Origin of the sequence: Paenibacillus sp. 32352, assembly GCF_002042965.1 — a bacterium.
GTDB classification, from domain to species: Bacteria; Bacillota; Bacilli; order Paenibacillales; family NBRC-103111; genus Paenibacillus_S; species Paenibacillus_S vulneris.
Map to the genome: position 1 here is coordinate 152142 of NZ_MZNT01000001.1, position 18833 is coordinate 170974.

The following is an 18833-nucleotide window of genomic DNA, read 5'->3' on the forward strand; positions in this document are numbered from 1 at the left end:
GCTATCTGGTTTTTTTTAGATCAAAATTTAATATGGGAGGCTCAATGGTTTTTGGGAGCAACCCTTTTCTAAGTTTATACTCGTACTCCACAACTTTTGGATCAAATGTTTTGCTGAGGAACAGTAATGGATGCATCCTATTGATGAAACGATCGGAATCTATATCATTAAAAAATACAAGTTCCCGGCACAGGTTATGAAACTCTCTATTATCTGTGAAAATCCAATGGTAAAATAGCCAAATTTTTTCGTCGTTAGAAAGCTGTGCTTTAAACATCTTTAAATAAAAATCTTGTTCGGACTCTTCATAGATTAGCCTGAGTATGTTGGTTACATTACCTACATATGGTCCAAGCACATGTTCATTTCCGTTGTATAAAGAATTCACTGGGAAAATTAGTAGATCATATTCAAAATCGATTGGTTTTAAATCCTTTATTGATTCTTTTTCTTTGCTTTCACTATAGGACTCTTCGATTCCTTTAAGCATGAAATCAAACAAGTTATCGTAATGTGGTCTAAAAGGACTGAGGTCTTTATCCAACGAATTTTTGGCGCTTTTAGCCAAACCGTGATGTAAGTCAATTAAATTAAACAGTGTGGTTTCAAACCGCTGTTGCTTTATTAGCTCCCTTTGCAGCTTCATTTCTTCCAAAGATGCCCTATACTCATGTCTAGCTTGGGCAATCTCTGCCCTTTGATAGTTAAGAGAAACTAGGAGAATTAAGAAAGCCGCGAAGTTTAATAGGGGTGCCGCACTACCACCTATCCAATCCCCAATAGTTCCAAGCTGAAGTACATTGCTGAATGTTTGCTGGATGAGTGGATTGATAAATCCATTTCGATTTAAATTCTCAATGATCAAAATGATCAAGGGCAAGGAAAATCCTAGAAAAACAATTGCGTAAGCCATTCTCAATAAATTACGATTTTTGTTTTCAATACCTCGTTCAATTAAATCGTTATCCATTTTTTTCACCTTCCACCAAATGTAATGAAAATAATATACCACAGTGAGAGTGAAAAATGTCCATTTCCGGTCAGGAGCACGTCAACAAGATGTCCGTGGAAGCAAGGTACAGTAGACACATAGAGCCGAAGGGCTCGGGTGATACCTACTGTACCTTTATCACATGTAGGGACTCGGCTGTGCTGTGGGCGATAATTCGCCTTAGACGTTGATCGTCAAGGGTGCGGAGAAGAGGCGGGGTTTGAAACCCCCTTGCAAGGTCGACTTGTCCCTTGCTCAGTGGTCCAGAACTAGCCTGGGCTACTGCGGAAGGAACAAATCGAGATTTAAAGGGAGCTGCTGAAAAGCGGCTCTTTTTCATTTTAAAGGGGGATGGTGATCATGTGAGGAAACCAAAAGTGCAGAGAGAACGGCCTGAGAAGTGCAAGGGCTGTGTATGGGGCCAATGGGACGGAGTTAAGCTGTTTTGTCCTAAACCAGTTTGCGTTAAAACGGAGGAAGTGACGTGTTCAAAAAAACGATAGTTTGGTTAGTCCGCACCACGGCATACCGGAACATTTGCCCAAGAAACCGCAGGGAACGCCGGGAGTTGATGAAATGCCGAATAAACCGTTAAAACCATGCAATCGGCCACGCTGCCCGAATCTTACTACTGAGCGGTTTTGCCTTCAGCACAAATCTCAAGCTTATCGAGTGGATAATGCCAATCGTGGAACCGCAGCACAGCGCGGATATGATGCGCAATGGAGAAAAGCGAGACTTCGGTTTCTCCAGCAGAATCCACTTTGTGTGGAATGCAAGAAATCAGGCATTTTTACAGCTGCGACAGTGGTTGACCATATCGAGCCGCATAAAGGCGATTATTTGCTTTTTTGGGATCGGAAGAACTGGCAGCCGCTTTGCAAAATGCACCACGACAGGAAGACGGTTGAAGAAGACGGCGGTTTTGGAAATACACGCGTTCCAATGCCGAAACAACCATAACATGGACAATATGACCATCTCAAATGTGGCATTTGCCGCGATTATAGCCTATTTCATGGATTATATTTGCAAAAGGAGTGTTTTTTGTTGTCGAAAGGCGAATTGAGCAAGATGAACGTTTCTGTGAGAGTGACGGAGCTTGATATATTTCAAGACCTTTTAGGGCTGCTTGCGAAGGTTTATGACGAGACCACTGACCCCAATACACAGCAACTCATCGAAGAAGGGCTGAACCGGATCAAAGGCCAAGCGGAGCCGCAGGCGACGGGATCAAAGCTCGGAGATATCGTTATCTTCCGAGACAGACAGGGCAGAGAACATGAGGCCATCGTGGTACATATATGGGCCCCTGATCTTGTGAACCTATATGTCAATCATGGCATCATACCAACCAGTGTCCCGCGATACAGTGAAGGCATGACCGGCTACTACTACAAACCAAAGGAGAATACCGCTTAATGACAGGAGTAAACGTGAGGCTCTATACCACATGGAATGAATTATCTGCCGTAAAGGATGGAACATCTTCTATGTTGGTCGCCTATACAGAACCAAACAAGCCGAAGGATGCAACATATGAAATCACGGTACCACTTGAAGGGTGTGAAGCAACAGCCAAAGAGGTTCGTGTAAATGTAACGACGATCCGTAGAGACGCTGCTAAGATGGCAGAAGCGATGGGAAAGGCAATGGCTGAAGAGCTAGATAAGGTGATGAAAGAGCTATAAGGATGCAGACATCACCAAACGCCTGAAAACTTGATATAAGCGATACATTATCTCTGACAACCAAACACACACAAACAGGTGCGAAAGGGGGAGGGGGGCTAAATCTCTAGCGTATGCGCCACGTAGACCGCGCGCCCAGCTTAGTGTGAAAAAATTTCCCTAAATGAAAATTCCAGGATGAAGGAGGGAGGAGTATGGCAAGGCCAAGAGAGCCTATCAGCTTGTTACTGTACAAAGGCAAGAAAAACCTGACGAAACAAGAGATTGAAGAACGTCAGAAGCAGGAGATAAAAGCACCAAGTGATAAAGTCCGAGCTCCAGTTTATTTGCCGAAAGAGCTCAAAAAAGAGTTCAAAAAGATTGCCGATGAGCTGCTTGAAATAGGGATCATGAGCAATTTGGATGTTGATGCTCTGGCCCGGTTTTTATTGGCTCGGAAAATGTATCTAAAAGTGACCGATGAACTATTAGCCAGAGATCCGGTGATGTTGGTCAATGAGCCAGTAAAGGATGACGACGGGAAAGTTCTGGCGGTGAATGAAGTAAGTGTGATCAGTGGAGCCTATAGCGACTTATTGATGATGCAGGACAAGCTTTTTAAACAATGCCGCCAAGCATCCGCTGATTTAGGGTTGACGATTACCTCCAGGTGCCGGTTAGTGATGCCGAGCAAAAAAGATGAAAAACAAAAGGACGATTTTAGTGAAAGGTTTGGCAATGTGTGATGCTGCGGCAATTACTCATTCAGTATTCGCACGATGTCATTAACGGCGAGGTCATCGCCTGTAAAAAGCATATTTGGGCTTGTATGCGATTCCTCCGTGACCTAGAACGAGAAGGTACCGATTCATTTCCTTACGTGTTCGACGAAGACGCGGCCTTACGATTTTTTGAATGGTTGAATTTGTTTCGCCATACGAAGGGCGTCCTGAAGCGGCAGCGAATTGAGCCGCATGAAATTCAGTTGTTCGTATTCGGCAATATTTACGGCTGGAAGAACATGCACACAGGGTACCGCCGATTTCGTAAGGCATATTGGCAGGTTGGCCGCAAAAACGCCAAATCGCAAAGCCTTGGTGGCGTCGGAAGCTATGAAACAATGGCAATGGACGAGGATATGTCAGAGGTTTATATAGGTGCGACCAAGCGGGAACAAGCTAAAATCGTTTGGAATGAAGCTGAGGCGATGCTTGATAATTGCCCAGAGCTCCAGGGGAAGTACGAAGTCAAGTACGGGGCGATCCATCATCCTAAAAGCAAGTCGTTCATGAAGACCCTTTCCAAAGAGGATCGGAAAAGCGGCGATGGCTACAACCCGCAATGCGGCATTGTTGATGAGTACCACGCGCATGATACCGACGAAATCGTAAACGTTCTCGATTCGGGGATGATTGCCCGTACGCAGCCGCTGCTCATGATTATTACCACGGCAGGAAAGAACCTGAATAGCCCGTGCTACAAAGTCGAATATAAGTATGTGGAGCGCCTTCTTAACCCGGATGATCCGGCCGTTGAAAATGAGGCGTATTTTGCTATGGTCAATGAATTGGACCGAGACGAAGATGGAAACTTGATCGATGATATCGCGAATGAAGATACATGGGTTAAGGCAAATCCTATTGCTTGTTCATATCCTGAAGGTATCGCTAATATTCGTGCTCGCTTCACAGAAGCCAAGGTAAAACCGGAAGTCATGGACGATTTTCTAACCAAGAACATGAATGTCTGGATCAATCAGAAAGAAAAAGCATACATGCGTATGGAGAAATGGACCGCTTGCGGCAAAAATCAGATGCCGGACCTCCGGGGCTGTGAATGCTATTTGGGTGTTGACTTGTCCAAGAAGATTGACTTGACGAGTATTTCATTTGAATTCCCATTGTTTGATGGACGTTATGCGGTTATTAGTCATTCTTTCATTCCGGAAGAGACCTTGAAAGCCAAGTCGCAAACCGACAATGTAAATTATGATCTCTGGGTGCGTCAAAAGTGGATCACTCCCACGCCTGGAGCCGTCGTCGATTACCGTTTTATTAAGCAGTATGTTCTTGATAAAATCAAACAAAATGAATGGACCATTAAAGAAGTTTGCTACGATCCGTACAATGCGACGCAGTTCGCGCAGGAGATGGAGACGGAAGGGTTTAAGGTGGTCGAGATCCGGCAAGGAATCAAAACTTTGTCCGAGCCTACCGCAGATTTTAGGGAAAAGACGTATTCCAATCTGATTATTCACGAAAACAATCCGGTTTTGGATTGGGCAATGGGAAATGCGGTAACGCGTCAAGATCACAACGAAAATATCATGTTGGACAAAGAAAAATCCGTCGAACGGATTGACCCGGCGACGGCAACCATTAACGCCCATGTGAGGGCTATGGTAAATGAAACAGCATTTGATTTAAACGAACACATTAAGGGAGATTCCTTTTCCCTTTAAATCGGAGGAAGGAGGAACAAGATACATGCTCAAATGGCTGCCGCTGCTGTTGATGTTTGCAGATGATTTCTTCTTCCTGGCAGGGATGAGCATCATCGTGTGGGCGACATTTCTATTGAACCCAATAGCCGGTTTCTACGTGATGGGACTTTTGTTTATTTTCATTGGTGTCATTCTCAGTACAAAGCCTCCATTTCTGAAAAAAAGGAGGCGATAACCTGTGTTTTTAAGAAATTTTTTCGAAAAAAGATCCGCATTCGATTCTGATTTGACCAATCCGCAACCGTGGCTTATCGATCTATTCGGTGGACCTACTACATCAAGTGGGGAGCGGGTGACGACAGACAGTGCGCTGATGAACAGCAATGTTTATACGGTAGCCAGTATTTTAGGCGGCGATGTTGGGAAATTACCCATTCAACTATTCAAACGAAAAGGCCGCAGCGTTCAAAAAGACACAGATCATCCGGTTTCCTCGCTCCTCGGAATTCGACCGAACCCGTACATGAGTGCCTACACCTTCAAAGAATTGATGATGGTTCATTTGCTAGTGTGGGGGAACTGTTACGCTAATATCGAATGGGGATGGGACGGGTACCCTGTTGGTTTATGGCCGCTAAACCCTTCCGTTACCGATGTGCATCTTGATCCAGACACAGGGAAGGTTTGGTATTCCACGATCTTGCCCAACGGAGAACCGCGCAAGCTGCTGTGGACGGATCTATTTCATTTAAAGCTGATTAGCAAAACAGGGTTGAAGGGAATTACCCCTATTAGCGTATTGCGTGAGGAAATCGGTGTTCAGCAATCTGTTCAAAAGTTTTTAGGGGCCTTTTATTCCAATGGCACCGCAACAAGGGGAATATTGAAAGTGCCTGCGCCCACAACGTTAGATAAGGAAGCTAAGGTAAAGGTCCGGGAGGAATGGCAGAATTTTAATTCAGGCATTACCAATGCGCATCGGATTGCCATTTTGGATGGGGGTTTAGATTACCAAAATCTTGGGATGCCGCTCAAGGATGCCGAATTTATTGAAAGCCGAAAATTCGGTATTTTGGAAGTGGCTAAATTATATAAGATGCCCCCGCACAAGCTCGGCCAGCTGGACAGAGCCACTTTCAGCAATATTGAACAGCAATCCATCGATTATGTCAAAAATACGCTGCTGCCCTATTTTGTAAATTGGGAACAGGAAATCAATTACAAGTTATTCACGGCATCCGAGCAAAAAAAATATTACACGAAATTCAATGTTACTGGCGAGCTGCGCGGCGACAGTCAGAGTCGGGCGCAATTTTATAAAGAAATGGTTCTTGCCGGTATCTATTCCATTAACGAGGTTCGAGAGCTGGAGGAGCGGGAAGGAATAGGGGCTGCTGGAGATAAGCACCTTGTTCCGTTGAACTACACCACGATAGAGAACATTGAAAAAGCTCAAGGTGAACCGACAGATCCGAACACGAAAGGGGGTGATGAACAGTGAAGGAGAAGCAGCTTCGGTATCTGAAGGTTGATAAAATTGAGGTTCGCACCACGCAGCCTAATGAAGGTGAGCAGGCCCGAACGATTAGTGGTTACGTCGTAAAGTGGAACATGCGCAGCCAGTTAATTTGGGGCGAATTCTATGAGAAAGTCGCAAAGGGAGCTTTTGCCCGTTCGCTTGAAGAAAACACGATCAAAATGTTGTGGGATCATAAAACCAATTTTGTCCTAGGATCGACTAAAAGCAGTACACTGCGGCTTCAGGAGGACGATACGGGCCTTTATTTTGAATGTGACCTTCCGAATAACTCCTGGGGAAACGATGCATTTGAATCTATTCAGCGTGGTGATGTGGATGGTGTAAGCTTTGGATTCTATGTACGCGATGATACATGGCAGTATTTGCGCGATGATGACGTATACGAGCGAACGTTACTCGATGTAGACTTGTTTGAAACATCGCCCACACCATTTCCGGCATATCAAGACTCTGAGGTGAACAGCCGGAGCATTGAGTCTCTCGGAATCATTCCGAAAGAACAGCGCCGCCTTTCAAAAGAAAAATTGTTATTCGAAATCGACCTTCTCGCAATTTAAGAAAGGTCGTTTTTTTATTCCCAAAAATCGAAAGTGAGGAACGAATATGGACCCGAAAGAAAGAGAACTGCGCCAGAAGCTTGCAAAATTATTGGGTGAAGCCAGGAGTTTAGCCGAGGAAGGAAAACTTGCCGAAGCGACGGCCATCAAGGACCAGGCCACAGAAATCCGCAAGCAAATTGATACGTTGGTAGAGATTCGAGGTTTGACTCCAGAAGCACAAACCATTCCGGTTGCGCCAGAGCAACGCGAAACGGATAACAGCTTGGAATATCGAACCGTTTTCTTTAAGGCGCTGAGAAATAAATCCTTAACCCAGGAAGAGCGGGACCTCTTGGAGGAAAAAGCGGCTGAGATCCGAGCCATGTCCGGCAAAACGGACGAAGACGGCGGGCTTGTCATCCCTGATGATGTTCAGACGACGATCAATGAGCTTTCCAGGGGATTTGACGCGTTGGAACAATATGTGACAGTTGAAAAGGTAAGGACACGTTCGGGTTCTCGTGTACTAGAGAAAAACGCGGATATGGTCCCATTTGCGGAAGTGGATGAGATGGGAGAAATTCCAGAAACGGATAGCCCGAAATTTTCAAAATTGGAGTATGCAGTGAAAGATCGTTCCGGCATACTGCCGCTATCGCGAACGTTACTCCAAGACAGTGATCAAGCCATTCTTGATTATGTTACCAGATGGCTAGGGAAAAAGTCTAAAATCACACGTAACAAACTGATTTTGGATCAACTGAAGAATTTGTCTAAAAAAGATATTTCTACCTTCGATGATATTAAGGACATTTTGAACGTTACCTTGGACCCGGCTATTGCAGCAACATCTATTATTTTGACTAACCAAGACGGATTCAATTTCCTTGATAAAATGAAGGATTCAGACGGTAAATATATTCTAACGCCGGATGTGACCCAACCAAAACGGAAAGTATTAGATGGTCGTATTCCAATTGTCGTTGTAGCCAACCGTTTCTTACCGACAACTGGAACGACAACAAAGAAAGCACCGGTGATTATTGGGGATTTGAAGGAAGCTATCGTTTTGTTCAAGCGTGAAGAAATGGAAGTGGCCTCTACCGAAATCGGCGGTGACGCGTTCAAACGCAATACGCTTGATGTTCGAGCCATCCAACGTGACGATGTAAAGACTTGGGACGCAGATGCCGCGATTTACGCGGAAATCACGCTTTCATAAGCGAGGGATGACCCTTGTTGACCACACTGGAACGAGCTAAGAGGTTACTTCAGATACCACCTGATGATACGAGTCAGGATGATATAGTTGTTTACCTGATGGCGTCTTCTCAAGCGATCGAGAAATTTTGTAAGAGGGCCTTTCGAAAAAGTATTTATACCGAGACGGTAAGCGGAAGCGGAAGTATGCACCTGGTTCTCCGTGAGTTTCCGATTCATGATGTGCTGAACGTAAAAATCGGGGAACAAGAGATTACGGATTATAGGATTATACCGGAAGGTATGCTCTTTCGTGCAGCTGGGTGGCCGAAAGGGTCGTATAACGTTCATGTCCAATACGAAGCGGGATACGTCCTTCCCGGAGACGAGACACCAGAAAACCCCCGTACATTGCCAGAGACATTAGAAATTGCTTGTGTCATGTATGCCCAAGCGTTGATGCGTGAACCGGGCGTCAGCGCGGAGCGGGTGGGTGATCTCTCAGTGACATATGCTAACGAAGGGGAGGGCTTGCCGTTTGCAGTAAAAGCCCTCATAACCCCTTATATAGGGCGGTGGGTTTGATGGCAAAGAAGACACGCGCCAGAAGGGCGAATGTAACGATCGACGGCTCAAGCAATTTACCGGATATCGTTAACAAGTTACGGAAGCTCGCAGAAAAAGAGGTGTACATCGGTTCTATGGGAGGCGACGAGGATCTTGCTATTACCTCGGCTGTCTTGGAATATGGATCAATTAAAGGGAATATCCCAGCGCGGTCTTATATCGGCTCAGGAAAACGAAGGGCGACGCCCATCATTTCGAAAGTAGCTAAAGCCGGTGTGCAAAAGGTGATTGACGGCAACATGCAGCCTGAAAAGCTGCTGCAAGAGATCGGGGAGAAAGGACAAGAGCGGGTTCTCAAGAACTTTGACAAAATTCGGACGCCGCCATTGTCCCCCATCTACGCCAAGCAAAAAGGAACCAATAAGCTGCTAGTCCTGGAAGAAGATCTAAGGGACTCCATTTCCTATGTCGTTATGCCGAAAGGAAGGGGGAATAACCAGTGAGGTTTCGATTTGCTAACACGCTTCGGCGTTACAGTAAGCCGTACACCCTATTGCGGGAAGTCAAAGGCCAGTACGATGCAGACGGTGTATATATTCCTTCGAAACCTGAACCGGTCATGTTATCGGGGAACATTCAGCCAATCAGTGATAAACTGCTTCAGGATGAGGGCGGCAGGTACAACATGGATGACCGCACCTTGTACACGACATTTCGGCACAATCGAGGGGAAATTATCGAGTACGAAGGTAAACAGTTTACCATTGATTCTGATGCCCCGAGGGACTATACCGATGTAAACCAGTACACAATGAAGCGGGTGAGCACGCATGATCCCGTTTGAATCCATTCGGTCCAGCATCGTAAGGAACCTTTCGAAATATCTCGGCATCAAGGTGATTGAACTCAATGTTGCAGCTCCCATGCCAGAATATCCTTTCTTGACTTACGATTTTACCGATTTTGGAAGCAGCCAAGGAATAGCGGCTGAATATAGGGTCGGAGATACGAAGCAGCAAAAAGAGATCGTTACATTTACGGTCTCTTTTTTGTCCTATGCCGAAACGAAAGCTGAAAGTATCCAATATGCCTTACGTTCCAAGGACTGGTTCCATACCCTCGGCCATCTTCTGTTGAAAGAAAGCATGGATGTGATTGTTGTAGATATTGGAGAAATCACAAATCGGGACGTACGAATAGGAGTGGAATGGGAACGACGGCAAGGGTTTGAAGTAGAGTTTCGGACGACCAACTTGATTGACTTTCCGACAGGATCAGAGGGAACCGAGACGATTGATAAAGCAAACATAAAGGAGATGGACAATATTGGCTAAAAGTGATGTGATCGTCACAATCGATTTACAGAAGCCGACACCTAAGATTGGCTTTGGAAAGCCGCTCATTCTCGGCTCCAGCACGGCGGGAGCTGCCTACAAAACCTATTTGGATTTGGATGCGGTCAAGGCAGACTATGCCGCATCTACTGAAGAATACAAAGCAGCGGCTGCGCTCTTTGGACAGGGCGACGATTCACCGCGAGAAATCGCTATTATGTGCCGTAAGACAGGGGCAACGGCCCAGACCATTCCGGAAATTATGGCAACCGCCTTCCTGAAGGATTGGTTTTTCCTCGTGACAACGAGCACTTTAATTGAAGACTTAACGGCTATTGCGGATGCTGTAGAGGCAGACGGTATGCGGATGTTCTTTGCTCGGGTGAGTGACAAAGCGGATTTGGCACTACTCAAAGCCAAAAAATATAAGCAAACCGTTGTACTCTATCATACCGATTTACCGAAATACCCGGAGTCTGCTTGGATTGGCCGGACTGGTTCGGCTGATGTCGGAAGTGTTACATGGAAATTCAAGACGTTGACCGGCATTGCTGCACTGGATCTAACTTCAACGGAGATAGACGAGATTCATAATCTTGGAGCAAATACCTATGTTACAAAGGCCGGTGACGATGTAACGACGGAAGGTAAAACCATTTCGGGTGAATACATTGATATCATCCATGCAAAAGCCTACATTCGGTCATCGATTGAGTATGCGGTGCAAAAGCTGCTCAATAGCAGCCCGAAAATATCCTATGACGATAATGGCATTGCGCAAATTGAAAGTGTGGTGCGTGCGGTATTACAACGAGCCGATAACCAGGGATTAATTGCCAAGGATAGCAACGGTCTGGGGATCTATAGCACAAGCTTCAAGGGGCGGGCAGACGTCGATCCTGCGGATCGTGCAGCGCGAATCTATAACGGGGGAGAGTTTAGCTTCGAGTTAGCGGGGGCTATCCATGAGACCAAAATTCGCGGCGTTATTAAACTGTAAGGAGTGAACAGCAATGGAAACCAAAACATATGACGCCAAGGACGTATCTGTAATCGTTGACGGCGTATACTTAACTGGCTTTGGTGAAGATATGGTCGAAGTGGCAAAGGCCGAAAACAATTATGAAGTAAAGGTTGGGGCGCAAGGTGATACGACTCGTTCCAAAATCAACAACAAAACAGGCACGATTAAAGTAACGCTCCTGCAATCCAGCCCGCAAGTTCCCTATCTGGACATTCTGGCGAATAGCGGCAAATTGGTGCCTATTACCGTCATTTACGCAGGTGAACCAAAGGAGATATCTTCAGCCACGGAAGCCTTTGTTCAAAAGCCTGCCGATCGGAAGTACAAATCTTCAGGCGAAGATCGGGAATACGAGTTCCAATGTCTTGACCTCAGCATGTAACCAAATAAAAACAATCTAAGGAGAGAATTTAATCATGGCTAACTTTAAACAAAAAAAATACACGTCCCAATCCAACAAGACTTATCTGTTTCAGCATCCAGGTGTGCGGATGGTGTCCAAAATCAATGATGCCGCTAAAAATAAATTCGGAGTCGTTCTGGAAGAGCGGCTTGCCGAAGAGGTGCTGAAGCATGTTGTCGTTGATCCAAAAATGAAAATTGATGACTTTGATACGTATGCTGAGTACAAAGAAATCATCAACAAGGCGTACAGTTTTATTTCCGGCGAAGATTCGGATGATGAAGATGACGATCAGCAAGCAGGAAGCTAAGCGTCGCGCTGAAGAACGTTGGGGACAATGGCGGCTTTTGTTGTCTGGAATGATTACTTATCGCGATCTGGATCATATGGACGATGATGACATCATGGAAGCAAACGCAGCGCTAGACATCCACATTGAAATGCAAAAGAAAGCAAATAGCGGGAAATAATCCGCTTGGGCGGTGAAACTCATGGGTGTGATTGGCAACCTCATGTTCGCTATCGGTTTTAAGGTGGCAAGCGACAAAATCAAGAAAGCGGAGCGGGATATAGACCGGCTTTCCGGCGGCATGGGCAAGCTGGATAACAGCATTGAAGGCACGAAAAACGCGGTGTTCGGTCTGGGCAAATCGTTTTCGCATATTGCCGACATCGGGGCCGGGATGCTCGCCGGTCTCTCTTTCGTTGAAATCGGCCAAGGTCTCTTTCATGCTGCCGATGATGCCAACAGCGCTTTTGGACGTATTCAAGCGGCCACCGGAGCGACAGCGGAACAAATGGAAGCAACCAAGAGTGTTGCAACCAATCTCTACAATCAAAACTTCGGAGAAAATTGGGATGATCTAGGAAAGTCCATTTCCATTGCGCAGCAGATTACCAAGCAGCAAGGGGATGAGCTAGAGAATACTACCAGAAACGCCTTACTTATGCGTGACGTGTTCGAATTCGATATACCCGAATCGGTTAAGACAGCGGATACGATGTATCGCAATTTCGGTATCACGACGGATGAGGCGTTTACTTTATTGGCCCAGGGAGCACAAAAAGGTCTTGATAAGTCGGGGGAATTACTTGATACCGCGAACGAATACAGCCCCTATTTTCGCGCCTTGGGCTTCTCTGCAAATGAAATGTTCGATACGTTTAGCGCTGGCCTTGACGCCGGCGCTTTTAATTTGGACAAAGTCGGTAAACCACTGCATTGCCGACTCTAAATTGCGGTATAAAGCAAGAAGGGTGTGAATCCTAACTTGAACCGAAGGCTATACCAAGTATAGTCAGGGGCAGAGCATAGAGGGTGAAAAGATATAATCCCTCCAAGAGACCGCGACATGGCGAATCCATGAAAACGTATGCCGATCTTACAGGAAAACGAACTGTAAGAACTGAGGGATAAAAAGCCTTCAGGGTAACAGTAGGATGCAGTAAAAGAATTTAACATCCGGGCTAAGGATGGATCGAAAACAACTACGGAAGCTTTTGAAATGCTGGGGCTCAATGCAGAGGAAATGATGAAAACATTCGCCTCGGGCGGGCCTCAAGCGAAAGAGGCGTTTGGTAAGATTCTGCAAATGATTGCGGCCGTCGAAGATCCGGTTGATAAAAATACCATTGGCGTGGCCTTAATGGGAACACAGTTTGAAGACTTGGAAGCCACGGTAGTAGAGGCTATGGGTGTCGCACAAAATCAGTTTGATATGACAAAAGACACGATGAGCGAGATTAACAACATCAAATTTGAAAATGCGGGCCAAGCATTGGCGATGATAGGCAGACAGATTGAGACGGGGGTTATTCAGCCTATAGGAAACCTCTTACTGCCGCTATTATCCTCTCTTTCTGTAGCCATTGGGTTTGTCATTGATCATTTTGACATTTTCGGACCGGCACTTGCGGCATTTGGAATCATCATTGCCGTAGCCGTGGCCCCTGCCCTCTTGGGGATGGCCGCTGCCGGTTGGGCTGCTATTGCACCGTGGCTTCCCTTTATAGGGATAGCCGTTGCGGTTGGGGCCGCAGTTGCCGGGCTTGTCTATGCGTGGAAAAACAATATGTTTGGACTCCAGGATTGGACAAACCAGGCTCTGGAGAAAGCCAAGGCGATATTCGATAGCTTGTTAATCAAAGTGAACACTGTGTTTTCCGGAATTAAGTCATATATCGATTCGATTATGCCTTATATTCAACAGATTTTTGAGACGGTAATGCCTATCATCAAAACGATCTTCTTAACCCATCTAACCATTATGGGGGAAGTCACCAATTTGGTGTTCAACACTGCATGGGACATTATTAGTTGGGCGTTCAATAACATATGGAATCTCGTTTCGATTGTTTGGACGGCCATATCGGGTATCTTTAAAGCGTTCCTCCAATTTATAACGGGCGATTTCAGTGGTGCATTTTCAACCCTACAAGAAACGATTGGAAAAGTGTTTGAAGGCATCAAAACCTATTTTGTCGAGTTTGTCGGTGGTGCCATCGACATTGGGAAAAACTTTGTTCAAGGGCTTATCCAGGGCGTATTAAACTCGGCAGGAGCTGTATGGGATGCCGTTACCTCCATTGGCAAAGGGATGAAGGATTCCATAACTAGCTTCCTGGACATCCATTCTCCTTCACGAGTCATGATGGAGGTCGGGTACTTCACTGGTGAAGGATTGGCACAAGGGATTGCAAGCACCGAACAACAAGTAAATAATGCTTCGTTAGGTTTGGCAGAAGAGATTGTTTCCCCGTATGACCAACAAGCTGCCTCTGCGCCTACGCCTGCTTCAGCTCCGGCAGCGGCTTCGTATGCTGCGGGGGGTTCGAACCAAAGCTTCCATTTTGTTATTGAGGTGAAGGGGGATACACCGGTAAGTCAGCAATCGGCTGTTGAGATTAAAAACGAGCTCGCTCCAGCGATTCAAGAGATCTTTGAAAGCACAGGACGGCGTTTAAGCCTTGCGGGAGGTGCAGGCTAGTGGCGACCATAGACGGGCGTTATGTGTTCGTAGAGCAAGAGGACCCAAGCTATGAAGTGGATGTAACAGAACAGCCGGTAGAAGATAACGTAAGTCTTACTGATCATGTCCAGCGTAAGGCCCGGACCATGAATATATCTGGGATGATTGTCGGAGACGATGCCGCAGAAATTAAAGAATATCTCATTCGTGTGCAGGACTCAGGCAGCATTGTGGAATATGATGGGCGAAATTACTTTGTTGGCTTGTTGACCGGCTTTACGACGTCGCATAACTACAAGGTAGGTAATGGGTTCACCTTCTCAGCGTCACTTAAAGAAGTTGTTATTGCAGAAAGTTCTTACATTGAGAAGCTGCCGACACCGATCCGGGCGTCAGCGGCTCCAGTGATCAGCTCGGGCCGAAAGCAGACCAAGACGAAAAAAGGTAAAAAGGATGAACCGGTTGAAAAGGTAAAATTCAAAGCAGGCAGCCCTTGGGCGGAGGAATAATGTATGGAATACATCGATATTGAAAAGAAGAATATACCTTATCGGTTCGACATTGCCTTGAAAGGGACTGTTTTCACCTTCGAAATCCACTATAATGCGGATTTTGATTTCTTTACGGTGGACCTGGAACGTAATGGGGAGATACTGGTGCAAGGAGAGAAAATGGTGTACGGAGTGCCATTGTTTGGTGATATGTCCGACAGCAGGCTTCCCAGTGTGTCTATTGTTCCTTATGACGAATCCGGCATGAATGAGGCTGTAACATGGTCCACTCTGAACGAGAGCGTTTTTTTATTTTTAGGGAGCGTTGAGGATGGCTAATAAAAATTTTGGAAGATTTGCTGAAGTGATCATAGACGATATGATTTTCTCTATGGATACCTACAACCTGGAGGCTACAGTGCCCTTTGACAATGACCCTCTGCCCAACGAGAGCGAAATCAAGCTATGGAATCTGTCACCAGAGACCATTGAACGAATCAAGCGCGGGAGTATTTCAGGGATTAATGCGGGTTATCGGGGAGACGTAGGGCTTATCCTTCATGGCTATGTCTCTAAGGTGGCGACCAAGTGGAGCGGCGTAGATAAAATTACAACCATTTACGTTTTAGACTCTGAAGATTTGTCAGAACGAAAAGTCGCAGACGTTGCTTATGCAGAAGGAACGCTTGCGAGCTACATCCTTCGGGACATGGCCGCTCAATTAGGATTGCCCATCGCTCAATTCCAGCTCAACCAGGATTACCGGTACGAGGACGGTTATACCGCGAACGGAGAAGTCACGAAAATTATTTCCGATGTAGCCGCTGATTGTGGTACCTCGGCCTACGTGAATAAGGGACAGCTATATATTCGGAACCTTCGTATAGGGGCCGACGATGTGTTCGCCCTCTCTTCAGAGACTGGATTAATAGGATCGCCTGAACCTTTTGAGGACGAAGACTTCCAAGGGTTTAATTTGAAATCACAACTTCAATATCGCATCACTACGGCATCGGTGATTGATGTAAAGTCTCGTCTATTCGAAGGAAGAGTACATGTTCGGTCCGGCAGCCACAAGATAAGCAGAACCGGAGATTTTACAACGGAAGTGGAGGCCATTTTACCATGAGCAAACTGGACCCAGCTGGCGTACTGGCTGAACTAATACAATCTGCGATCAAAAAGAATGCTTCAGATCTTAGAGTCGCTTTTCCTTGCCGGGTACTTTCCTTCGAAACTACTACGGGAATGGCCGTTGTCCAGCCTCTTCTTCAGATGATAGAAGGGGCGGCACCGTCCCCGATTCAAAACGTCCCGGCGCTTGGTCAAAAAATGCGAACGACAACCGGGGAAGAGCTCGCCTTATACCCTCTGATTCAGAAGGATGATATTGTCTATGTCGTTTGTGCTGACCGGCATATGAAAACCGCTCAGACCGGGGTTGTATCAAAACCGGACAGTGATCGTATGCACAGCCATAACGATGCTGTTATTGTGGGGGTGTTTCCATGCAGTCTCCCAAGCTCGTAAACGGGGATCTGGCTATTGAAAACGGGGAGCTCATCATGATCGATGGGCCGGATGAGATTGCTCAAAGCTGCAAAGTGGTATTAGGTACCAATAAGGGGGAGTGGTTTTTAAACCCAAGTCTCGGCATCGATTTTACAAAGTTGAACGGGAAAGGGATCAGCAAAGATGCAGTTCGTGAGCAGATCCGAATCGGCCTGCGGCAAGAACCACGGATTCAGTCTATAGAATCAATCGAGGTTTCACTAGATACCAGTCTTCGGGAAAGCAAAATTACATTTACAGCTACAAGTAATAGCGGGGAGGTGGTTCAGGATGACGTTGGATAGTACAGGTTTTAAGCGCAAACGCTTTGCTGATTTGTATGCAGAAATCGAAGCTAAGGCAAAAGAGGTGTTTGGGCAACAACTCAATACGTCCGAGCGGAGTCCGATGGGCATTATCCTCCGATTGTTTGCTTGGTTTCTATCGAAAGCGTGGCAAAACACGGAAGATGTGTATTACAGTGCATACCCGAATACAGCCGAAGGAGTCAGTTTATTTCGGCTCGGGCCCTATGCAGGTATCACACAGCTGCCAGCGACCAGGGCGACAACGGAACTTATTATTACGGGGACCCCGAATTACACGGTTAAAGCTGGCTTCCGCGCTTCTTACGGTTCAATCGTTTTCGAAACCACTCGCGATATCAACCTAGGGGATTCGGGATCTGAAAAAGCCCCCATCCAAGCACTTGAATACGGACGGACAGGGAACGTGCCAGCCGGAACGATTACAACCATCGTGAATCCGTCCGAGCACGTTTTTTCTGTTACCAACCCAACACCTGCCACAGGGGGGAGAGAGGTAGAGACACCGAAGGAGTTCCGGGAAAGGTTTTCTATCTCCACGGATGGTATGGGGAAAGGAACGCTGTCTTCTATTCGAGCTGCATTGTTAAAAACCAAGGGAGTTCGTGCGGCGACGGTCGTAGAAAACTATCAGACTGTTAAGGATGCGAATGGCCGTCCTCCGAAATCTTTTGAAGCTTATGTATTAGGCGGGGCCGCCCAGGATATAGGCGAGACCATATTCAATAATAAAGCCGCTGGAATTGAACCGTATGGCACCGAGAGCGTGACCGTGATCGATGATGCAGGCTTTGAACACACGATGAAATTTTCCTATGCAGCGGAGATCCCGATTTATCTGAAAATGACTGTGACTACGAATACGAGCTTTCCTTTTGACGGCGTGGATCAGATTAAAACGGCAGCCATTCGATATATCGGTGGTAAGGATGCAGACGATTCCCTATATACGGGGCTCAATATGGGGGCGAAAGTCGTTCATTCTGCATTAGTGGCGATACGATCGGAGATCGATGGGATCAGTGACCTAAAAGTGGAGATCAGTAAGGATGGGTCCACCTGGGTACAAGACAGCGTGTCTATTGCTCCCAGTGAGGTCGCCCAAACGGCCTACAATCTTATTACGGTGGTGAAGGTATGATTACCGCAAAAGATATTATAAGTCGGTTGACGGATGTGTTTACAAAGGACCCCAACAGTAACCTGGGCAAGCTGCTATCTATCATGGCTGACCAAATCCGGAAATTGGAAGAAACACAGAGCCGGATCAGGGAATGGCGGGATATCGATAAAGCTCAAGGCACAACGTTGGACCGGATCGGTACCATCGTGAATCAGCCGCGCGGTGTGGCGACGGACGAAGTTTATCGTATTCTAATTAAATCCAAGATTGCGAGGAACCTTTCTACCGGCGACATTAACACTATCATTCGTGTACTGTCTACGGCGCTGAATATCAGCTCGAGCGAGATCCAGATTAGCGAAATGTACAATGACCCTGTTGCGCCGGAACCTGCTGCCATTGCATTGATACGATTGCCTATTACGGCGATTAATGAGTCAGGCATTGATCCGACACAGTTTGCAAAAATTGTACAACGAACCGTAGCGGCGGGGGTTAGGGTGGGGATCATTGACTTATCTGGCACCTTCTCCTTTTCTTCCCAACCGGCAGAAATAGAACTGGACCCGGAAGCTGGATTTGCAGATGTAGAGCAAACGACCGGAGGTTACTTAGGCACCGTATATTCACCTGGGCAGGGTACAGATTTACCGATATAAGGA

27 protein-coding genes are annotated in these 18833 nt (G+C 46.3%); 26 read left to right on the plus strand and 1 reads right to left on the minus strand.

Translation table 11 applies throughout. The features are described from left to right. Position 1: 1 nt before the first annotated feature. Positions 2–970, minus strand: coding sequence for a putative phage abortive infection protein (locus tag B1728_RS00720; protein ID WP_079908258.1), 969 nt, complete (start codon positions 968–970; stop codon positions 2–4). A gap of 597 nt (positions 971–1567) precedes the next feature. Here B1728_RS00720 and B1728_RS00725 point away from each other — a divergent pair. The 26 genes from B1728_RS00725 to B1728_RS00850 all read left to right on the plus strand — a co-directional run bounded on the left by B1728_RS00725 (position 1568) and on the right by B1728_RS00850 (position 18830). Then, positions 1568–1954 (plus strand): HNH endonuclease signature motif containing protein, encoded by a 387-nt coding sequence (locus B1728_RS00725; protein ID WP_079908259.1) that lies wholly within the window; start codon positions 1568–1570, stop codon positions 1952–1954. An 87-nt stretch (positions 1955–2041) separates the two neighbouring features. Further along, entirely contained in the window at positions 2042–2413 is a 372-nt protein-coding gene (locus tag B1728_RS00730; protein WP_079908260.1) for a hypothetical protein, read from the plus strand. Further along, complete coding sequence (locus B1728_RS00735; RefSeq protein WP_179135827.1) at positions 2413–2682, plus strand: hypothetical protein; 270 nt, start codon at positions 2413–2415, stop codon at positions 2680–2682. The genes B1728_RS00730 and B1728_RS00735 overlap by 1 nt, the downstream gene beginning before the upstream one ends. Positions 2683–2876: 194 nt before the next feature. Beyond that, a complete protein-coding gene (locus B1728_RS00740; protein WP_079908261.1) occupies positions 2877–3407 on the plus strand; it encodes a phage terminase small subunit P27 family in 531 nt (176 codons plus the stop codon). After that, complete coding sequence (locus tag B1728_RS00745) at positions 3407–5122, plus strand: terminase large subunit (protein WP_079908262.1); 1716 nt, start codon at positions 3407–3409, stop codon at positions 5120–5122. The genes B1728_RS00740 and B1728_RS00745 overlap by 1 nt, the downstream gene beginning before the upstream one ends. A 25-nt stretch (positions 5123–5147) precedes the next feature. Further along, on the plus strand, positions 5148–5339 hold the full coding sequence (locus B1728_RS00750) for a hypothetical protein (protein WP_079908263.1): 192 nt from the start codon (positions 5148–5150) through the stop codon (positions 5337–5339). A gap of 3 nt (positions 5340–5342) precedes the next feature. Next, positions 5343–6605: a phage portal protein gene (locus B1728_RS00755; RefSeq protein WP_079908264.1), complete on the plus strand. Its 1263-nt coding sequence runs from the start codon at positions 5343–5345 to the stop codon at positions 6603–6605. Then, complete coding sequence (locus tag B1728_RS00760; protein ID WP_079908265.1) at positions 6602–7201, plus strand: HK97 family phage prohead protease; 600 nt, start codon at positions 6602–6604, stop codon at positions 7199–7201. Before B1728_RS00755 ends, B1728_RS00760 begins: the two co-directional genes overlap by 4 nt. 46 nt (positions 7202–7247) lie before the next feature. Then, positions 7248–8405 (plus strand): phage major capsid protein, encoded by a 1158-nt coding sequence (locus tag B1728_RS00765; protein ID WP_079908266.1) that lies wholly within the window; start codon positions 7248–7250, stop codon positions 8403–8405. Between the two features lie 17 nt (positions 8406–8422). Continuing rightward, entirely contained in the window at positions 8423–8968 is a 546-nt protein-coding gene (locus B1728_RS00770) for a phage gp6-like head-tail connector protein (RefSeq protein WP_256865185.1), read from the plus strand. Further along, complete coding sequence (locus tag B1728_RS00775; RefSeq protein ID WP_079908268.1) at positions 8968–9453, plus strand: phage virion morphogenesis protein; 486 nt, start codon at positions 8968–8970, stop codon at positions 9451–9453. Before B1728_RS00770 ends, B1728_RS00775 begins: the two co-directional genes overlap by 1 nt. After that, positions 9450–9794, plus strand: coding sequence for a hypothetical protein (locus B1728_RS00780; RefSeq protein ID WP_079908269.1), 345 nt, complete (start codon positions 9450–9452; stop codon positions 9792–9794). Before B1728_RS00775 ends, B1728_RS00780 begins: the two co-directional genes overlap by 4 nt. Beyond that, complete coding sequence (locus B1728_RS00785) at positions 9781–10284, plus strand: phage neck terminator protein (protein WP_079908270.1); 504 nt, start codon at positions 9781–9783, stop codon at positions 10282–10284. The genes B1728_RS00780 and B1728_RS00785 overlap by 14 nt, the downstream gene beginning before the upstream one ends. Continuing rightward, positions 10277–11284: a DUF3383 family protein gene (locus tag B1728_RS00790; RefSeq protein ID WP_079908271.1), complete on the plus strand. Its 1008-nt coding sequence runs from the start codon at positions 10277–10279 to the stop codon at positions 11282–11284. The genes B1728_RS00785 and B1728_RS00790 overlap by 8 nt, the downstream gene beginning before the upstream one ends. Positions 11285–11297: 13 nt before the next feature. Beyond that, positions 11298–11690, plus strand: a complete 393-nt coding sequence (locus B1728_RS00795; protein ID WP_079908272.1) for a phage structural protein — start codon at positions 11298–11300, stop codon at positions 11688–11690. Positions 11691–11724: 34 nt separating this feature from the next. Continuing rightward, on the plus strand, positions 11725–12021 hold the full coding sequence (locus B1728_RS00800) for a hypothetical protein (protein WP_079908273.1): 297 nt from the start codon (positions 11725–11727) through the stop codon (positions 12019–12021). Continuing rightward, positions 11996–12181, plus strand: a complete 186-nt coding sequence (locus B1728_RS00805) for a hypothetical protein (RefSeq protein ID WP_079908274.1) — start codon at positions 11996–11998, stop codon at positions 12179–12181. Before B1728_RS00800 ends, B1728_RS00805 begins: the two co-directional genes overlap by 26 nt. Positions 12182–12202: 21 nt before the next feature. Beyond that, the gene (locus B1728_RS00810; RefSeq protein WP_079908275.1) at positions 12203–12946 is read left to right on the plus strand and encodes a phage tail tape measure protein; all 744 of its coding nucleotides are present in this window, start codon (positions 12203–12205) and stop codon (positions 12944–12946) included. 270 nt (positions 12947–13216) lie between these two features. Continuing rightward, complete coding sequence (locus B1728_RS00815) at positions 13217–14698, plus strand: hypothetical protein (RefSeq protein WP_079908276.1); 1482 nt, start codon at positions 13217–13219, stop codon at positions 14696–14698. Next, on the plus strand, positions 14698–15189 hold the full coding sequence (locus tag B1728_RS00820) for a phage baseplate protein (protein WP_079908277.1): 492 nt from the start codon (positions 14698–14700) through the stop codon (positions 15187–15189). Before B1728_RS00815 ends, B1728_RS00820 begins: the two co-directional genes overlap by 1 nt. Before the next feature lie 3 nt (positions 15190–15192). Continuing rightward, complete coding sequence (locus B1728_RS00825) at positions 15193–15510, plus strand: phage baseplate plug family protein (protein ID WP_079908278.1); 318 nt, start codon at positions 15193–15195, stop codon at positions 15508–15510. Beyond that, the gene (locus B1728_RS00830; RefSeq protein ID WP_079908279.1) at positions 15503–16300 is read left to right on the plus strand and encodes a phage protein; all 798 of its coding nucleotides are present in this window, start codon (positions 15503–15505) and stop codon (positions 16298–16300) included. The genes B1728_RS00825 and B1728_RS00830 overlap by 8 nt, the downstream gene beginning before the upstream one ends. After that, on the plus strand, positions 16297–16701 hold the full coding sequence (locus tag B1728_RS00835; protein WP_079908280.1) for a Gp138 family membrane-puncturing spike protein: 405 nt from the start codon (positions 16297–16299) through the stop codon (positions 16699–16701). Before B1728_RS00830 ends, B1728_RS00835 begins: the two co-directional genes overlap by 4 nt. Continuing rightward, on the plus strand, positions 16680–17027 hold the full coding sequence (locus B1728_RS00840; protein ID WP_079908281.1) for a DUF2634 domain-containing protein: 348 nt from the start codon (positions 16680–16682) through the stop codon (positions 17025–17027). The genes B1728_RS00835 and B1728_RS00840 overlap by 22 nt, the downstream gene beginning before the upstream one ends. Next, complete coding sequence (locus B1728_RS00845; RefSeq protein ID WP_079908282.1) at positions 17014–18189, plus strand: baseplate J/gp47 family protein; 1176 nt, start codon at positions 17014–17016, stop codon at positions 18187–18189. The genes B1728_RS00840 and B1728_RS00845 overlap by 14 nt, the downstream gene beginning before the upstream one ends. Beyond that, positions 18186–18830, plus strand: a complete 645-nt coding sequence (locus B1728_RS00850) for a DUF2612 domain-containing protein (protein ID WP_079908283.1) — start codon at positions 18186–18188, stop codon at positions 18828–18830. The genes B1728_RS00845 and B1728_RS00850 overlap by 4 nt, the downstream gene beginning before the upstream one ends. Positions 18831–18833 lie beyond the last annotated feature (3 nt).